We start from the raw sequence: 14,939 nt of genomic DNA on the forward strand, positions 1-14,939 counted from the left end.
GTGGCCGAGACCACCGTTGAGCAGCCGGTCGAAGAGACCGAGACCGAGCTCGTCGACATGGAGAGCTACACCACCGAGTCCGAGGTCCCCGTCGAGGGTGAGTACACCTCGGAGTCGCTCGCCGGCCGCTTCGGCGACCCGCAGCCGGCCGCCGGCCTGGGCCGTCGCAAGAACGCCATCGCGCGCGTTCGCATCGTGCCCGGCACCGGCAAGTGGAAGGTCAACGGGCGCACGCTCGAGGACTACTTCCCGAACAAGGTCCACCAGCAGGAAGTCAACGAGCCCTTCAAGGTGCTCGAGCTCGACGGCCGCTACGACGTCATCGCCCGCATCTCGGGTGGCGGCGTCTCCGGCCAGGCCGGCGCCCTGCGCCTCGGCGTGGCCCGCGCGCTGAACGAGGCCGACGTGGACAACAACCGCGCCGCCCTCAAGAAGGCCGGCTACCTCCGCCGCGACGACCGTGCGGTCGAGCGCAAGAAGGCCGGTCTCAAGAAGGCCCGCAAGGCCCCGCAGTACAGCAAGCGTTAAGCTTCGCTGCCTGCAGCTCGTACTCGCACGTCAGCAGTACGTCCGAACGCCCCGGCGGCACGCCACAGTGCCGCCGGGGCGTTCGTTTATCACAGCCTTAGGCGTATAACGGCACAAGACGTTCTCAGACTTGTGCGATCGGATGATCTCCGAGTGGCAGCGCTCTTTCAGGAGGACAAGTGGGACGACTCTTCGGCACGGACGGCGTGCGCGGCGTCGCCAACGCGGACCTGACGGCCGAGATGGCCCTGGGTCTGTCGGTAGCGGCGGCCCACGTACTGGCCGAGGCGGGTACCTTCGCGGGCCACCGGGCGACGGCGGTGGTCGGACGGGATCCGCGCGCGTCCGGGGAGTTCCTGGAGGCCGCCGTGGTCGCGGGCCTCGCGAGCGCCGGTATCGACGTCCTGCGGGTCGGCGTCCTGCCGACCCCGGCCGTGGCCTACCTCACGGGCGCCCTCGGTGCCGACCTCGGCGTCATGCTGTCCGCCAGCCACAACGCCATGCCCGACAACGGCATCAAGTTCCTCGCCCGCGGCGGGCACAAGCTCGACGACGAGCTGGAGGAGCGGATCGAGGCGGTCTACGAGTCCCACCGGCACGGCGAGCCCTGGGACCGTCCGACGGGTTCCGGCGTGGGGCGCGTCCGTGACTACCTGGAGGGCTTCGACCAGTACGTCGCCCACCTCATCGGCGTCCTCCCGAACCGGCTCGAAGGCCTGAAGATCGTCCTCGACGAGGCGCACGGTGCCGCCGCGCGGGTCTCGCCGGAGGCGTTCACGCGGGCCGGGGCCGAAGTGATCACCATCGGTGCGTCGCCGGACGGACTCAACATCAACGACGGGTGCGGCTCGACCCACCTCGGCCTGCTGAAGGCCGCCGTCGTGGAGCACGGGGCCGACTTCGGCATCGCGCACGACGGGGACGCCGACCGCTGCCTCGCCGTGGACCACACCGGCGAAGAGGTGGACGGCGACCAGATCATGGCCGTCATCGCGCTGGCGATGCGGGAACGCTCCGCGCTGCGGGCCGACACCGTCGTCGCGACCGTCATGTCGAACCTCGGGTTCAAGCTGGCGATGGAGCGGGAGGGGATCCACCTCATCCAGACGGCCGTGGGTGACCGGTATGTGCTGGAGGCGATGAAGGAGCACGGGTACGCGCTCGGTGGCGAGCAGTCCGGGCACGTCATCATCCTGGATCACGCCACGACCGGTGACGGGACGCTGACGGGGCTCATGCTCGCGGCCCGGGTCGCGGCCACCGGGCGGTCGTTGCGGGAGCTCGCGTCGGTGATGCAGCGGCTGCCGCAGGTGCTCATCAACGTGCCGGACGTGGACCGTGCGCGGGTGGGGACCTCGGGTGAGCTGGCGGCGGCGGTTGCCGAGGCCGAGCGGGAACTCGGGTCCACCGGGCGGGTGTTGTTGCGGCCGTCGGGTACGGAGCCGTTGGTCCGGGTGATGGTCGAGGCGGCGGATATCGATCAGGCTCGGTCTGTGGCCGGGCGGTTGGCCGATGCGGTGAAGTCGGCGCTGGGTTAGGACGCCGGGTTCGGGGTGGGGGGTTCTGTGCGTGGCGGGCTTTCGGGTCCGTTGTGGCTGGTCGCGCAGTTCCCCGCGCCCCTAGGCGGGTTTGCGCCAGAGCCACTTCTGGAAGAGCAGGGTGACTGTGCCTGCCAGGACGATGCCCAAGAGGTTCAGCAGCAACTGGTTCGTTGAGCCCACCGTCTGTTTCATGTCTCCGTAGGCCAAGGCCACCGCTGCGTTCGCCGCCGCCGGGACTGTTGTCACCGAGATGGCGACTCCCACCAGGGCGCCCGATTTTGCCGACGTCAGGGAGAGGGTGCCGGCGATGCCGGCCAGGACCGCCACCACGAACGAGAAGGCGTCGGGGGCGTAGACGAAGGCCGTGTTGGGCCGGTCGCCCTCCAGGTCGGACTTGTGGAACAGGCCCGCGGCGTCCATGAGCCAACTGAAGCCCACCGTCAGGGCCATGGCCACCGCGAAGCCCACCAGCAGCGCGATCAGGGAGCGCAGCGCCAGTCTGGGGTGGCGTTGGACGATCGCCGTGCTGAACGCGGCCAGGGGGCCGAACTCCGGGCCCACCGCCATCGCGCCCACGATCAGGATCGCGTTGTCGAGGACCACACCGCAGGCGGCGATCATCGTGGCCAGCGTGATGAAGGCGACGTAGGTGATGGAGAGCGTCGACTCCTCGTGGGTCGCGTCCGTCAGGTGCTCCCACAGGACCGCGTCCGCGCCCTCGCCCGGTGCCTCGTGCTCGGCCTTGTCGGCGCGCTTGGACAGGGACAGGTCGATGTTCTCGACGGCGATGGAGCCGGTCTCGTCGAGGCCCGACTGACGTAGCGCGCCGATGAGTTCGTCGCCGGCCTCGCGGGCGACGTCGCACATCACGACGTCCCCGGCGGGGTTGCGGGCGGCGCCCGGCAGCACGACCAGGTGCGTGGTGCCGACCGTCTTCTCGATCAGCCGGACCACGTCGTCGGTCTTGTCGGCCGGGGTGATCAGGCGCAGATGCAGCATGACGCCTTTTTACAGGCAACAGGCCCGGTACGGGAGTTCACAGCTTGCGCAGGCGCAGGCGTTGGACCTTGTGGTCGGGGCCCTTGCGGACGACGAGGGTGGCGCGGCCGCGGGTGGGGGCGATGTTCTCGATCAGGTTGGGCTTGTTGATGGTGCGCCACTGGGTGCGGGCGTAGTCGAGGGCCTCCTCCTCCGACACCTGCGTCCACTTGCGGAAGTAGGAGTCGGGGTTCTGGAAGGCCGTCTCGCGCAGCTTCTTGAAGCGGTTGAGGTACCAGCGCTCGACGTCCTCGGGGCCGGCGTCGATGTAGACACTGAAGTCGAAGTAGTCGGCGAGGCCGACGCGGGTGCGGCCGTCCTTGCCGGGGAGAGCGGGCTGCAGGACGTTGAGGCCCTCGACGATGAGGATGTCCGGGCGGCGCACGACGAGCTTCTCGCCGGGGACGATGTCGTAGATGAGGTGGGAGTAGACGGGGGCCGTCACCTCGTCCTTGCCCGCCTTGATGTCGGCGACGAAACGGGTCAGGGCCCGCCGGTCGTACGACTCGGGGAAACCCTTCCTCGACATCAGACCGCGGGCCTGCAACTCCTTGGTCGGCAGCAGGAAGCCGTCCGTCGTCACCCGCTCGACGCGGGGGTGCTCGGGCCAGCGGGAGAGCAGGGCCTGGAGGAGTCGGGCGACCGTGGACTTGCCGCCGGCCACCGAGCCCGCGACCCCTATGACGAAGGGGGTGCCGGACTGGGCGCCCTGTTCGCCGAGGAAGGTGTTCAGTGCCCCTCTGAGGCCGTCCGTGGCGCCGATGTAGAGATTGAGGAGCCGTGACAGCGGCAGATAGATGTCGCGCACCTCGTCGAGGTCGATGACATCGCCCAGACCGCGCAGCTTCTCGACCTCCTCGGCGGTGAGCGGCAGCGGCGTCTTGTGGCGCAGCGCGCTCCACTCGGCGCGGGTGAGGTCGACGTAGGGAGTCGCCTCCGGCTTGTGCCGGTGGGCGCTCCGGGGGATCGAGGAGACCGGAGAGATCACAGTCCATTGTTAACGGAGTTTGAACGCGATGGCGGGTGGGGTCCGTCACGCGGTGGCCCCCCGGAGCGCGCCAGAGGGCTCGTACGGCCGTGGGATTTCCGATTTCGGGCAGGCTGCGGCCGGTTCGGGCACTGTTCCGGCGGGGTTTCGCCTTTAGGCTGCGGCGCATGTGCGGAATCGTGGGTTACGTGGGGTCGCAGCCGGCGCTGGAAGTCGTGATGGCCGGACTGAAGCGGCTGGAGTACCGGGGGTACGACTCGGCGGGCGTCGCCGTGCTGGCGGACGGGGGGCTGGCGGCCGCCAAGAAGGCGGGCAAGCTCGTCAACCTGGAGAAGGAACTGGTGGACCGGCCCCTGCCCACCGGCGGGACGGGCATCGGCCACACCCGGTGGGCCACGCACGGCGCCCCGACGGACGCGAACGCGCATCCCCATCTGGACAACGCGGGCCGGGTCTCGGTCGTCCACAACGGGATCATCGAGAACTTCGCCGCGCTGCGGGCCGAGCTGACGGAGCGCGGGCATGTGCTGTCCTCCGAGACGGACACGGAGGTCGTCGCGCATCTGCTGGCGGAGGAGTTCTCCGTGACGGGCGGTCTCGCGGAGGCGATGCGGCTGGTGTGCCGGCGGCTGGACGGAGCGTTCACGCTGGTCGCGGTGCACGCGGACGAGCCGGACGTGGTGGTGGGGGCGCGGCGGAACTCGCCGTTGGTGGTGGGCGTGGGGGAGGGGGAGGCGTTCCTGGCCTCCGATGTCGCCGCGTTCATCGCCCACACCCGGTCGGCGGTCGAGCTGGGCCAGGACCAGGTGGTGGAGCTGCGCCGGGACGGGGTGACGGTGACGGGCTTCGACGGCCGTCCGGCGGAGGTCAGGTCGTACCACGTGGACTGGGACGCGTCCGCCGCGGAGAAGGGCGGCTACGACTACTTCATGCTCAAGGAGATCGCCGAGCAGCCGAAGGCGGTCGCGGACACCCTGCTGGGCCGCATCGACGCGGCCGGTTCCCTCACGCTGGACGAGGTGCGGATCAGCGCGTCCGAGCTGCGCGAGGTGGACAAGGTGGTGATCGTGGCGTGCGGTACGGCCTTCCACGCGGGGCTGATCGCCAAGTACGCCATCGAGCACTGGACCCGGATCCCCTGCGAGGTGGAGCTGGCGAGCGAGTTCCGGTACCGGGACCCGATCCTGGGGGCGCGCTCCCTGGTGATCGCCATCTCCCAGTCCGGGGAGACCATGGACACGCTGATGGCGCTGCGGCACGCGCGGGAGCAGGGCTCGAAGGTGCTGGCGATCTGCAACACCAACGGTTCCACGATCCCTCGTGAGTCGGACGCGGTGCTGTACACGCACGCGGGGCCGGAGGTGGCGGTCGCGTCGACGAAGGCGTTCCTGACGCAGTTGGTGGCCTGCTATCTGGTGGCCCTGTACCTGGGCCAGGTGCGGGGCACCAAGTGGGGCGACGAGATCTGCGCCGTCATCCGGGACCTGTCGCAGATCTCCGGCGAGGTGGAGCGGGTGCTGGAGACCATGGAGCCGGTACGTGCCCTGGCCAGGTCGCTGGCCTCGAAGGACACGGTCCTCTTCCTCGGGCGGCACGTGGGGTATCCGGTGGCGCTGGAGGGGGCGCTGAAGCTGAAGGAGCTCGCCTACATGCACGCCGAGGGCTTCGCGGCGGGCGAGCTGAAGCACGGGCCGATCGCGCTGATCGAGGAGGACCTGCCCGTGGTGGTGGTCGTGCCGTCGCCGCGGGGCCGGTCCGTGCTGCACGACAAGATCGTGTCCAACATCCAGGAGATCAGGGCCCGGGGCGCGCGGACGATCGTGATCGCCGAGGAGGGGGACGAGGCGGTGGTCCCGTACGCGGACCATCTGATCCGCGTCCCGGCCACGCCCACGTTGCTGCAGCCGCTGGTGGCGACCGTGCCCTTGCAGGTCTTCGCGTGCGAGCTGGCCACGGCTCGGGGCAACGAGGTGGACCAGCCCCGGAACCTGGCCAAGTCGGTGACGGTGGAGTAGGGGGCGAGGGGAGCCCCCCTTAAGGTGCTGCGCATGAGCATCATCGGTGTCGGGATCGACGTGGCGGAGATCGAGCGGTTCGCGGCGTCGTTGGAGCGCACACCCGGGATGGCGCGGCGGCTGTTTCTCGACAGTGAGCTGTGGTTGCCCAGCGGGGAGCGGCGGGGGGTCGCCTCGCTCGCCGCCCGGTTCGCGGCCAAGGAGGCTCTGGCGAAGGCGCTCGGGGCGCCTGCCGGGCTGCAGTGGACCGACGCCGAGGTGTACGTCGAGGACAGCGGGCAGCCGAGGCTGCGGGTCACCGGGACGGTGGCGGCGCGGGCCGCGCAGCTCGGGGTGCGGTCCTGGCATGTGTCGCTCAGCCATGACGCGGGGGTGGCCTCCGCGGTGGTGGTGGCGGAGGGATAGGCGGAGCCCACCCCTGGCGGCGGACCGCGGCTAGCAGATGGTCTGCGTGGTGTTGACGCGTGTGATGTTGCGGAACGTCGTGTTCGTGCCGCAGGGGCTCTCGCGGATCGACGAGTTCGTCACCGTGAGGTTCTGGACGGTGATGTTGTCGTTGTTGGGGAACTCCGAGCGGGCCGCGAGGCGCAGTTCGCCGCCGCCGGTGATGGTGCCGCTCTGGGCGGCGAGGCTGACGTTGTAGCAGTTCTCGATCAGGACCGAGTTGTTGCCGGTGTTCGTGAGTGTGACCTTGTCGATGACCGCCCCGCCGCTCTCCGAGACGCAGAAGACGCCCCTGCCGCCGCCCCGCGCGATCACCTCGCCGACGCGGATGTTGGTGGGGTACGAGCTGCCCACCCGGCCGTTGCGGTTGGCCATGCGGAAGGCGGCGTACCCCGTGCCGGTGCCGGCGTTCTCCGCGTCGACCTTGGTGACCGTCGCGTTGATGGTCTGGTTGAGGAGGAGGCCGGACTCACCGACGTTGCGCGCGGTCACGGTGCCGACGGTCAGGCCGTCCACGCCGTAGGTCTCCACCGCGTGGCTCGACGCGCCGGACACGTACACGGTGTCGATGCGGACGTTCCGCGTCCATTGCGAGGTGTCGCCGCGGTTGTCGACGCGGACGCCGAGCCCCGCCGACAGGCGCATGTCGAGCTGGCCGAGGGTCGCGTTCTGGACGTTGCGCAGGAAGACACCGTAGAGCGGGCTGCCGGTGAGGTTGAGGTGCTGGACCTCGATGTCGCGGGTGCCGCGGGAGTAGACGGGGGCCTGGTCGCCGCTGCCCGTGCCGGTGACGTCGATGGTGCCGCAGACGTCGAGGACCGTGTAACTGGGCAGGGAGATGCGGGAACCGGCCGACATCGAGCCCGAGCCGCGTACGACGACCCGTTCCTTCGTCGTGCGGCCCGACGTCAGGCTGTTGATTGCCGCCTGGGCCGCGGCGCGCAGGTCCGTGCCGGTGTAGACGGTCGCGCTGCCGCGCCGGGCCGTCCAGGTGCCGCCGTTCAGGACGGCCTCGGCCTGGTAGGAGCCCTCGCCGCAGGCCGCGGCGGCGGCCTGGGGAGCGGTGGTGGCGGTGATGCCCGCCGTCATGAGGGCGGCGGCTGCGGTGCCGGCGATCAGTGCGGCTCTGCTTCGCATGGGGTCCGTCCTGTGTGTCGAACCAATTCGACTGAATCGATTCATGCCGTGGGGAGGAGGGAGTTTGGCAAAGGCGTGGTAAAGCGTCAACGGCTGCGGCGAGGTTCGTCACGCTCGGGGGAGACTCGGACCCATGCGTACTGCGTACAGCGTGGAAACGGTCAGGGCGGCCGAGCGGGAGCTCATGGCACGGCTGCCGGAGGGAGCGTTGATGCAGCGGGCGGCCGCCGGACTCGCCGCCGCCTGCGCCGACCTGCTGGGGCGGGTCTACGGCAGCCGGATCGTGCTGCTGGTCGGCAGCGGGGACAACGGCGGGGACGCCCTGTACGCCGGGGCCCGGCTCGCACGGCGGGGCGCCGGCGTCACCGCGGTGCTGCTCGCGCCGGAGCGCGCCCATGCCGAAGGGCTCGCGGCGCTGCGGCGGGCGGGAGGCGCGGTGGCGGGCGTCGAGGCGGCCGAGGACCTGATCCCGCGGGCCGACCTCGTCCTCGACGGCATCGTCGGGATCGGCGGGAAGGGCGGGCTGCGGCCCGACGCGGCCCGGCTCGCCCTGCTGGTCGGGGCGTCGCGCGCCGCCGTCGTCGCCGTCGACCTGCCCAGCGGCGTCGACGCCGACTCCGGGGAGGTGCGCGGGACCGCGATCCGCGCCGACCTCACCGTCACCTTCGGTACCCACAAGCCGGGGCTGCTGGTGGACCCGGCCCGGGAGTACGCCGGGTCCGTGCGGCTCGTGGACATCGGGCTGGCGCTGCCCGTCGAGGCGGAGCTGGAGGCGTTGCAGCACGCGGACGTGGCCCGGCTGCTGCCGGTGCCGACGGGGGAGAGCGACAAGTACCGGCGAGGGGTCGTGGGGATCGCCGCCGGTTCCGCCCGCTATCCGGGCGCGGCCGTGCTCGCCGTGGCGGGCGCGTTGCGGGGCGGCGCGGGGGCGGTGCGCTACGTCGGGCCCGCCGGGGACGCCGTCCTCGCCCGCTTTCCCGAGACGCTCGTGTCGGACCAGGGGCCGAAGCGGGCGGGGCGGGTGCAGGCGTGGGTCGTCGGGCCCGGGGCGGGGGACGACGCGGCGAGTGTGGCGGAGGTGCTGGCCGCCGATGTGCCGGTGCTGATCGACGCGGACGGGCTGCGGCTGGCGGACGCCGGTGCCGTGCGGGGGCGCCGCGCGCCGACGCTGATGACGCCGCACGCCGGGGAGGCGGCGGCGCTGCTGGGGGTGGCGCGGGAGTCGGTCGAGGAGGCCCGGCTGGAGTCCGTACGGGAGTTGGCGGGGCGGTACGGGGCGACGGTGCTGCTCAAGGGGTCGACCACGCTGGTCGCGGACTCCGGGGGCGGGGCGGTGCGGGTGAACCCGACGGGGACCGCGTGGCTGGCCACGGCGGGGAGCGGGGACGTGCTGTCGGGCCTGGCGGGCTCGCTGCTCGCGGCCGGGCTCTCCGCGGTGGACGCGGGAAGCGTGGCGGCGTATCTGCACGGGCTCGCGGGACGGTTCGCGGCCGACGGGGCGCCGGTGGGAGCCCATGACGTGGCGGACGGGATCCGGGGGGCCTGGAGGGACGTGCGGGCCGGATGACCGGGGCTGCATGGCGTACGTACGAGTGACCTCCCCGCGTGGTACCCCCTGTCCTCGCGGGGCCCACGTTTCTCTGATCGCATGATCAGCAGACATATCGCCCGCCGGGGCGTCACGGCGCTCCTCGTGGCCGCCATCGTGCTGCCCGCCGGAACCGCCTCCGCCGCGCCCCCGCCCCCAGCCCCCGGCTCCGGCGCCGAGGCCGAACTCGTCCCCGGCGAGTACCAGCCCTGGCAGATCGACAGCCCCGACCAGGCCCTCGCGCCGCAGGTGTACGAGCCCAGCGCCCAGGAGGACGCCGTCGAACCGGCGCAGGCCGCTCCGGGGGCGTACGACCTGGTCGAGTACGTGCCGCTCGCCGACGCCGTCGCCCGGGTCTCGTGCACCACCTCACGCGGGCCCTATCAGCGGCAGGTCGAGCGGTGGCTGAAGCTGAAGGTGGACGGGAAACAGTCCAAGGCCGACTGCAAGGCCATCCGGGCCTTCCAGATCAAGCAGAAGATCAAGCCCGCCATCGGGTTCGCGGGGCCGGTCACCTGGTCCCGGATGCAGTACCTGTCCGCGAAGAAGAACCCCAACGCCGCCAAGAAGTGCCCGGTCCGCACGTACCGCGTCGCCTGTGTCGATCTCGACCGGCAGATCACCTGGGTGCAGAAGGGCGAGAAGGTCGTCTTCGGGCCGGTGCCCATGCGGAGCGGACGGGCCGGGTACAAGACCCGTACGGGCTGGTTCAAGGTCTACTGGAAGCACAAGAACCACGTGTCCACGCTCTACCACCAGCCCATGCCCTACGCGCAGTTCTTCAGCGGCGGCCAGGCCTTCCACGCCGTCTACGGCAGCATCTTCACCACCGTCGGCTCCATGGGCTGCGTCAATCTGCGGCTCGGGGACGCGCGCAAGCTGTGGGGTGTGCTGAAGAAGGGCGACCGGGTCTTTGTCTGGGGGCGGCGACCGGGAGCATAGGCGTCCGCGGGGACTGTCGGACCCCTCTGAGAGACTGGGGGCGCCATGAGTGAGACACCTGCCCCGCGGAGTGCGCCCCTGCGCGCCCGCGCCGAGATCGACCTGGCCGCCCTGCGGGCCAATGTGCGGGTCCTGCGCGCCCTCGCGCCGGGCGCGGCCCTGATGGCCGTGGTCAAGTCCGACGCGTACGGCCACGGGGCGGTGCCGTGTGCCCGCGCGGCCGTCGAGGCGGGGGCGACCTGGCTGGGCACGGCGACGCCCGAGGAAGCCCTCGAGCTGCGGCGCGCGGGCCTGCGTGACGTCCGGATCATGTGCTGGCTCTGGACCCCGGGCGGACCCTGGAGGGAGGCCGTAGAGGCCGACCTCGACGTCTCCGTCAGCGGGATGTGGGCCCTGGAGGAGGTCGTCGCGGCCGCCCGGGAGGCCGGCATCCCCGCGCGCGTGCAGCTCAAGGCCGACACCGGCCTGGGGCGGAACGGGTGCCAGCCGGGGGACGACTGGGCCGAGCTGGTCGCCCACGCCCTGCGGGCCGAGGAAGCGGGCCTCCTGCGCGTCACCGGACTCTGGTCGCACTTCGCCTGCGCCGACGAACCCGGGCACCCCTCCATCGCCGCCCAGCTCACCCTGTTCCGCGAGATGGTGGCGTACGCCGAACAGGCCGGCGTCCGGCCCGAGGTGCGGCACATCGCCAACTCACCGGCCACGCTCACGCTTCCCGAGACCCACTTCGACCTCGTGCGCACCGGCGTCGCCGTCTACGGCATCTCGCCGAGCCCCGAGCTCGGCAGCCCGGCCGACTTCGGACTGCGCCCGGTGATGACGCTGAGCGCGTCGGTGGCGCTGGTCAAGCGGGTCCCGGGCGGCCACGGCGTCAGCTACGGACACCACTACGTCACCCCCGGCGCGACCACCCTCGGCCTGGTGCCCGTCGGCTACGCGGACGGCGTCCCGCGCCACGCCTCCGGCACCGGGCCCGTCCTGGTCGCCGGCAAGTGGCGGACCGTCGCGGGACGGATCGCCATGGACCAGTTCGTCGTCGACCTCGGCGGCGACGAGCCCGAGACCGGCTCCGAGGCGATCCTCTTCGGGCCCGGCGACCGCGGTGAGCCCACCGCCGAGGACTGGGCCCAGGCGGCCGGGACCATCGCGTACGAAATCGTCACCCGGATCGGAAGCCGCGTTCCCCGCGTCTATGTGAATGAGGGACAACCGGGGTAACCGACCCAGCAGCAAGTGGTGGTCCAGCAGTCCGGCGAAGAGGAGCGGTACGTGAGCGAGAGCAGCGCGGAGGCTGTCGTAGCCGTGGTCTCCGCCACGGGGGCGGCCGGGAGCTGGCGCAGGGCGACCGGGATCGCGGGTGCCGCGATAGGCGTGGTCGCGGCGGGAGCGGCGGCCGGTGTCGCCCTCGAGCGGATGACCGTCGGGCGCGGCATGCGGAAGAAGGCGCGGCTCGCGCTCGACTCCGCCGGGCCCTACGGCTCGCTGCGCGGCATGCCCGGCAAGGCGTACGCCGACGACGGCACCGAGCTGTACTACGAGGTCGACGACGTGGAGCCGGAGGGCGGGTCCGCCCCGCGCCGGCGCCGGCTCTTCGGACGCAAGGCCCCGCTGCCCGTCACCGTCGTCTTCAGCCACGGCTACTGCCTCAGCCAGGACTCCTGGCACTTCCAGCGGGCCGCACTGCGCGGGGTCGTGCGGACCGTCCACTGGGACCAGCGCAGCCACGGCCGGTCCGGGCGCGGGGTGCAGCAGGTGCAGGACGACGTGCCGGTCAGCATCGACGAGCTGGGGCGCGATCTGAAGGCCGTCATCGACGCCGCCGCGCCCGAGGGGCCGATCGTGCTCGTGGGGCACTCCATGGGCGGGATGACCGTCATGGCGCTCGCCGACGCGTTTCCCGAACTCATCCGTGAGCGGGTGGTCGCCGTCGCCCTCGTCGGCACGTCGTCGGGGCGGCTCGGCGAGGTCAACTTCGGGCTGCCCGTCGCGGGAGTGAATGCCGTACGACGGGTCCTGCCCGGGGTGCTGAAGGCGCTGGGGCAGCGGGCCGACCTGGTGGAGAAGGGGCGGCAGGCCACCGCCGACCTGTTCGCGGGGATCATCAAGCGGTACTCGTTCGCGAGCCGGGACGTGGACCCGGCCGTCGCCCGGTTCGCCGAGCGGATGATCGAGGGGACGCCGATCGACGTGGTCGCCGAGTTCTATCCGGCGTTCACCGACCACGACAAGACCGAGGCGCTCGCCCACTTCATGGACCTCCCGGTGCTCGTGCTGGCCGGGATCGGGGACCTCGTCACGCCCAGCGAGCACAGCGAGGCCATCGCCGGGCTGCTGCCGGACGCCGAACTGGTGCTCGTGCCGGACGCCGGGCACCTGGTGATGCTGGAACACCCGGAAGTGGTCACCGACCGCATCGCGGACCTCCTCACCCGCGCGGGTGCCGTGCCGGCAGGAGCTACCGTGGGTGGCTATGGAAGCACCAGCAGCACCGCACAACCCGGTTGAGACCGAACTGACCGTCACCTCCCCCGAGCAGATGCGTGAGCTGGGCCTGAAGCTGGCCAAGCTGCTGCGCGCCGGGGATCTCGTGATGCTCAGCGGCGAGCTCGGGGCGGGCAAGACGACGCTGACCCGGGGGCTTGGGGAGGGGCTGGGCGTGCGGGGAGCCGTCACGTCCCCGACCTTCGTGATCGCCCGGGTGCACCCCTCTCTCGGTGGCGGTCCGCCGCTCGTCCACGTCGACGCGTACCGCCTGGGCGGCGGGCTCGACGAGATGGAGGACCTCGATCTCGATGTCTCGCTGTCCGACTCGGTGATCGTCGTGGAGTGGGGCGAGGGCAAGGTCGAGGAGCTCACCGACGACCGGCTCCAGGTGTGGATCCACCGTGCCGTCGGGGACACCACCGACGAGGTGCGGCACGTGACGCTGACCGGGCTCGGGGAGCGCTGGGCGGCCGTCGACCTCGGTGCGCTGACCGCCTGATCCTGCGCGCGCTGCCCCGCTCGAGCATCGGTGGATGAATATTCCGACAAGACGTCGGCAAGTTATTGCATTTGCGGTCGTGTGCGTGGTGACATGGTACCCAGTTCGTAGTTAGGTCTACCTAACTACGTCCGCCCCCGCTGCTCAGGAGGCGTCCATGGCGGCCACGGAACGAGACGAGGCGGCGCCGCGTGTGGTGTCCGCGGTGCGGGTTCCCATGCGGGACTTGCTGGCGGCCTGTGCTGCGGCGCAGGTGATCTCGACGCCGCCGCGGGTGCCTGACCGGGAAGCGGTACGGCCGCGGGCGGCGGAGCAGCGTAAGGCGGCTTGAGGTTCTTCGTTTGTCTGCGGGCCGGTGGGGCTTCTCGCGCCGTTCCCCGCGCCCCTAGAGGGGCGCCGTCGCTCAGCGGATTACTACGACCCGTTGGCCGATCGTTGCGAAGTCCCACATTGCGTTGCCGTCCTTGCGGGACTCGCGGATGCCGCCCGTTTTCGCGGTGGGGTCGTTGTCCGGTGTCGAGCCGTCCACTGCCGCGCTGAAGCCGATCGTGACGTTGTCGACGCTGGTGAAGCGGACCACGTGCTCGATGGGGATGCCGTCGGTGCCGGTGACCGAGTTCGAGCGGGACGTGACGGAGTAGGAGCCCGGGACCGGGTCGACCGTGCCCGGGGTGACCTTGAAGGTGCGCTGGACCCTGTCGTCCTTGCGGACCAGCCAGACCCGGTCGTCGTCCACCGAGTACACGACCCGTTCACCCTTGCCGGAGTCGGCGGGCAGGGCGGTGGGGTGTCCGGTGTCGCGGGGCGCCTTCGAGGCGGCGGCCGCGGGCTCACCGCCGCGGTGCGAGGCGCCGAGTGCGACCGGGACGCTCGCCGAGGCCTGGTAGGCCAGGACACCCACCGTGACCAGGGCCGCCGTGGTGAGCCCGGTCACAATCCCGGCGCTGGTGCTTGACACGGTCGTCCACCTCGTTGTCGTACGGCGTGATCCTCGGCGACGTTAGCAGTCGGGGCGCCCGTGAACGGGGCGGCGATACGCGCGGCGCGGGAGCCGTAGGCTGTTTGCGTGCTCTTGCTCGCTCTGGATACCGCCACCCCCGCCGTGACCGTCGCGCTGCATGACGGTACGGACGTCGTCACCTCTTCGAGTCAGGTGGACGCGCGCCGGCACGGCGAGCTGCTGCTGCCGGCCGTCGACCGTGTCCTCGCCGAGGCCGGGCTGAAACTCGACGCCGTCACCGGCATCGTCGTAGGCATCGGGCCCGGCCCCTACACCGGACTGCGCGTCGGACTGATGACCGCCGACACCTTCGGACTCGCGCTCGGCGTCCCCGTGCACGGTGTGTGCACGCTCGACGGGCTCGCCTACGCCGCCGACATCGACGAGGGCCCCTTCGTCGTGGCGACCGACGCGCGGCGCAAGGAGGTCTACTGGGCGCGCTACGCCGACTCCCGTACGCGGCTGACCGACCCGGCCGTCGACCGGCCCGCCGAGATCGCCGAGCAGGTCGCGGGGTTGCCCGCGGTCGGGGCGGGGGCGCTGCTCTACCCGGACACCTTCCCGATCGCGCGTGAGCCGGAGCACGTCTCCGCCGCCGCGCTCGCCGCGCTCGCGGCCGAGAGACTCGCCGCCGGTGCGGAACTCCCCGCCCCGCGGCCGCTGTATCTGCGCCGGCCCGACGCCCAGGTGCCGAAGAACTACAAGGTGGTCACCCCCAAGTGACCGCCGTGCTGC

General features: G+C 71.6%; 14 protein-coding genes. 10 read left to right on the forward strand and 4 right to left on the reverse strand.

What is annotated here, in order from left to right; all coding sequences use genetic code 11:
- Together rpsI and glmM are read left to right on the forward strand one after the other, a co-directional pair.
- Nucleotides 1-528: a 30S ribosomal protein S9 gene (rpsI, locus tag OG381_RS28080; protein ID WP_327718830.1), complete on the forward strand. Its 528-nt coding sequence runs from the start codon at nt 1-3 to the stop codon at nt 526-528.
- 179 nt (nt 529-707) lie between these two features.
- Nucleotides 708-2,066 carry a phosphoglucosamine mutase gene (gene glmM / locus OG381_RS28085; RefSeq protein WP_327718831.1) on the forward strand — a complete coding sequence of 453 codons (1,359 nt, stop codon included), beginning with the start codon at nt 708-710 and terminating at the stop codon, nt 2,064-2,066.
- 81 nt (nt 2,067-2,147) lie between these two features.
- Here glmM and OG381_RS28090 read toward each other — a convergent pair whose 3' ends face one another.
- Complete coding sequence (locus OG381_RS28090; RefSeq protein ID WP_327718832.1) at nt 2,148-3,068, reverse strand: DUF389 domain-containing protein; 921 nt, start codon at nt 3,066-3,068, stop codon at nt 2,148-2,150.
- 37 nt (nt 3,069-3,105) lie between these two features.
- Nucleotides 3,106-4,095 (reverse strand): type I pantothenate kinase, encoded by a 990-nt coding sequence (gene coaA / locus OG381_RS28095; RefSeq protein WP_307027030.1) that lies wholly within the window; start codon nt 4,093-4,095, stop codon nt 3,106-3,108.
- Nucleotides 4,096-4,262: 167 nt separating this feature from the next.
- On the opposite strand from coaA, the gene glmS reads away from it, so the two are divergent.
- Both glmS and OG381_RS28105 read left to right on the forward strand, forming a co-directional pair.
- Entirely contained in the window at nt 4,263-6,110 is a 1,848-nt protein-coding gene (gene glmS / locus OG381_RS28100; RefSeq protein ID WP_327718833.1) for a glutamine--fructose-6-phosphate transaminase (isomerizing), read from the forward strand.
- 33 nt (nt 6,111-6,143) lie between these two features.
- Nucleotides 6,144-6,515, forward strand: a complete 372-nt coding sequence (locus OG381_RS28105) for a holo-ACP synthase (protein ID WP_046263375.1) — start codon at nt 6,144-6,146, stop codon at nt 6,513-6,515.
- A 30-nt stretch (nt 6,516-6,545) separates the two neighbouring features.
- Here OG381_RS28105 and OG381_RS28110 read toward each other — a convergent pair whose 3' ends face one another.
- Nucleotides 6,546-7,691 carry a hypothetical protein gene (locus OG381_RS28110; protein ID WP_327718834.1) on the reverse strand — a complete coding sequence of 382 codons (1,146 nt, stop codon included), beginning with the start codon at nt 7,689-7,691 and terminating at the stop codon, nt 6,546-6,548.
- Between the two features lie 133 nt (nt 7,692-7,824).
- Here OG381_RS28110 and OG381_RS28115 point away from each other — a divergent pair, with 133 nt between their 5' ends.
- The 5 genes from OG381_RS28115 (at nt 7,825) to tsaE (ending at nt 13,204) form a co-directional block, all read left to right on the forward strand.
- A complete protein-coding gene (locus tag OG381_RS28115; RefSeq protein ID WP_327718835.1) occupies nt 7,825-9,258 on the forward strand; it encodes an NAD(P)H-hydrate dehydratase in 1,434 nt (477 codons plus the stop codon).
- A gap of 81 nt (nt 9,259-9,339) precedes the next feature.
- Nucleotides 9,340-10,221 (forward strand): L,D-transpeptidase family protein, encoded by an 882-nt coding sequence (locus tag OG381_RS28120; protein ID WP_327718836.1) that lies wholly within the window; start codon nt 9,340-9,342, stop codon nt 10,219-10,221.
- A 45-nt stretch (nt 10,222-10,266) separates the two neighbouring features.
- On the forward strand, nt 10,267-11,439 hold the full coding sequence (alr, locus tag OG381_RS28125; protein WP_327718837.1) for an alanine racemase: 1,173 nt from the start codon (nt 10,267-10,269) through the stop codon (nt 11,437-11,439).
- Nucleotides 11,440-11,490: 51 nt separating this feature from the next.
- Complete coding sequence (locus OG381_RS28130) at nt 11,491-12,726, forward strand: alpha/beta fold hydrolase (protein WP_327718838.1); 1,236 nt, start codon at nt 11,491-11,493, stop codon at nt 12,724-12,726.
- The gene (gene tsaE, locus OG381_RS28135; protein ID WP_327718839.1) at nt 12,692-13,204 is read left to right on the forward strand and encodes a tRNA (adenosine(37)-N6)-threonylcarbamoyltransferase complex ATPase subunit type 1 TsaE; all 513 of its coding nucleotides are present in this window, start codon (nt 12,692-12,694) and stop codon (nt 13,202-13,204) included. Before OG381_RS28130 ends, tsaE begins: the two co-directional genes overlap by 35 nt.
- Before the next feature lie 403 nt (nt 13,205-13,607).
- Here tsaE and OG381_RS28140 read toward each other — a convergent pair whose 3' ends face one another.
- The gene (locus tag OG381_RS28140) at nt 13,608-14,162 is read right to left on the reverse strand and encodes a hypothetical protein (protein ID WP_327718840.1); all 555 of its coding nucleotides are present in this window, start codon (nt 14,160-14,162) and stop codon (nt 13,608-13,610) included.
- 108 nt (nt 14,163-14,270) lie between these two features.
- Between OG381_RS28140 and tsaB the strand changes: the two genes are divergently transcribed.
- Nucleotides 14,271-14,927 carry a tRNA (adenosine(37)-N6)-threonylcarbamoyltransferase complex dimerization subunit type 1 TsaB gene (gene tsaB, locus OG381_RS28145; RefSeq protein ID WP_327718841.1) on the forward strand — a complete coding sequence of 219 codons (657 nt, stop codon included), beginning with the start codon at nt 14,271-14,273 and terminating at the stop codon, nt 14,925-14,927.
- Nucleotides 14,928-14,939 lie beyond the last annotated feature (12 nt).

This window comes from Streptomyces sp. NBC_00490 (genome assembly GCF_036013645.1).
In the GTDB taxonomy this organism is placed as follows: Bacteria; Actinomycetota; Actinomycetes; order Streptomycetales; family Streptomycetaceae; genus Streptomyces; species Streptomyces canus_F.

Coding starts and splice junctions, on each gene's coding strand:
- OG381_RS28090 (WP_327718832.1), bottom strand. CDS start 3,068: ATGCTGCATCTGCGCCTGATCACCCCGGCCGACAAGACCGACGACGTG.
- glmS (WP_327718833.1), top strand. CDS start 4,263: ATGTGCGGAATCGTGGGTTACGTGGGGTCGCAGCCGGCGCTGGAAGTC.
- OG381_RS28105 (WP_046263375.1), top strand. CDS start 6,144: ATGAGCATCATCGGTGTCGGGATCGACGTGGCGGAGATCGAGCGGTTC.
- OG381_RS28110 (WP_327718834.1), bottom strand. CDS start 7,691: ATGCGAAGCAGAGCCGCACTGATCGCCGGCACCGCAGCCGCCGCCCTC.
- OG381_RS28115 (WP_327718835.1), top strand. CDS start 7,825: ATGCGTACTGCGTACAGCGTGGAAACGGTCAGGGCGGCCGAGCGGGAG.
- OG381_RS28120 (WP_327718836.1), top strand. CDS start 9,340: ATGATCAGCAGACATATCGCCCGCCGGGGCGTCACGGCGCTCCTCGTG.
- alr (WP_327718837.1), top strand. CDS start 10,267: ATGAGTGAGACACCTGCCCCGCGGAGTGCGCCCCTGCGCGCCCGCGCC.
- tsaE (WP_327718839.1), top strand. CDS start 12,692: ATGGAAGCACCAGCAGCACCGCACAACCCGGTTGAGACCGAACTGACC.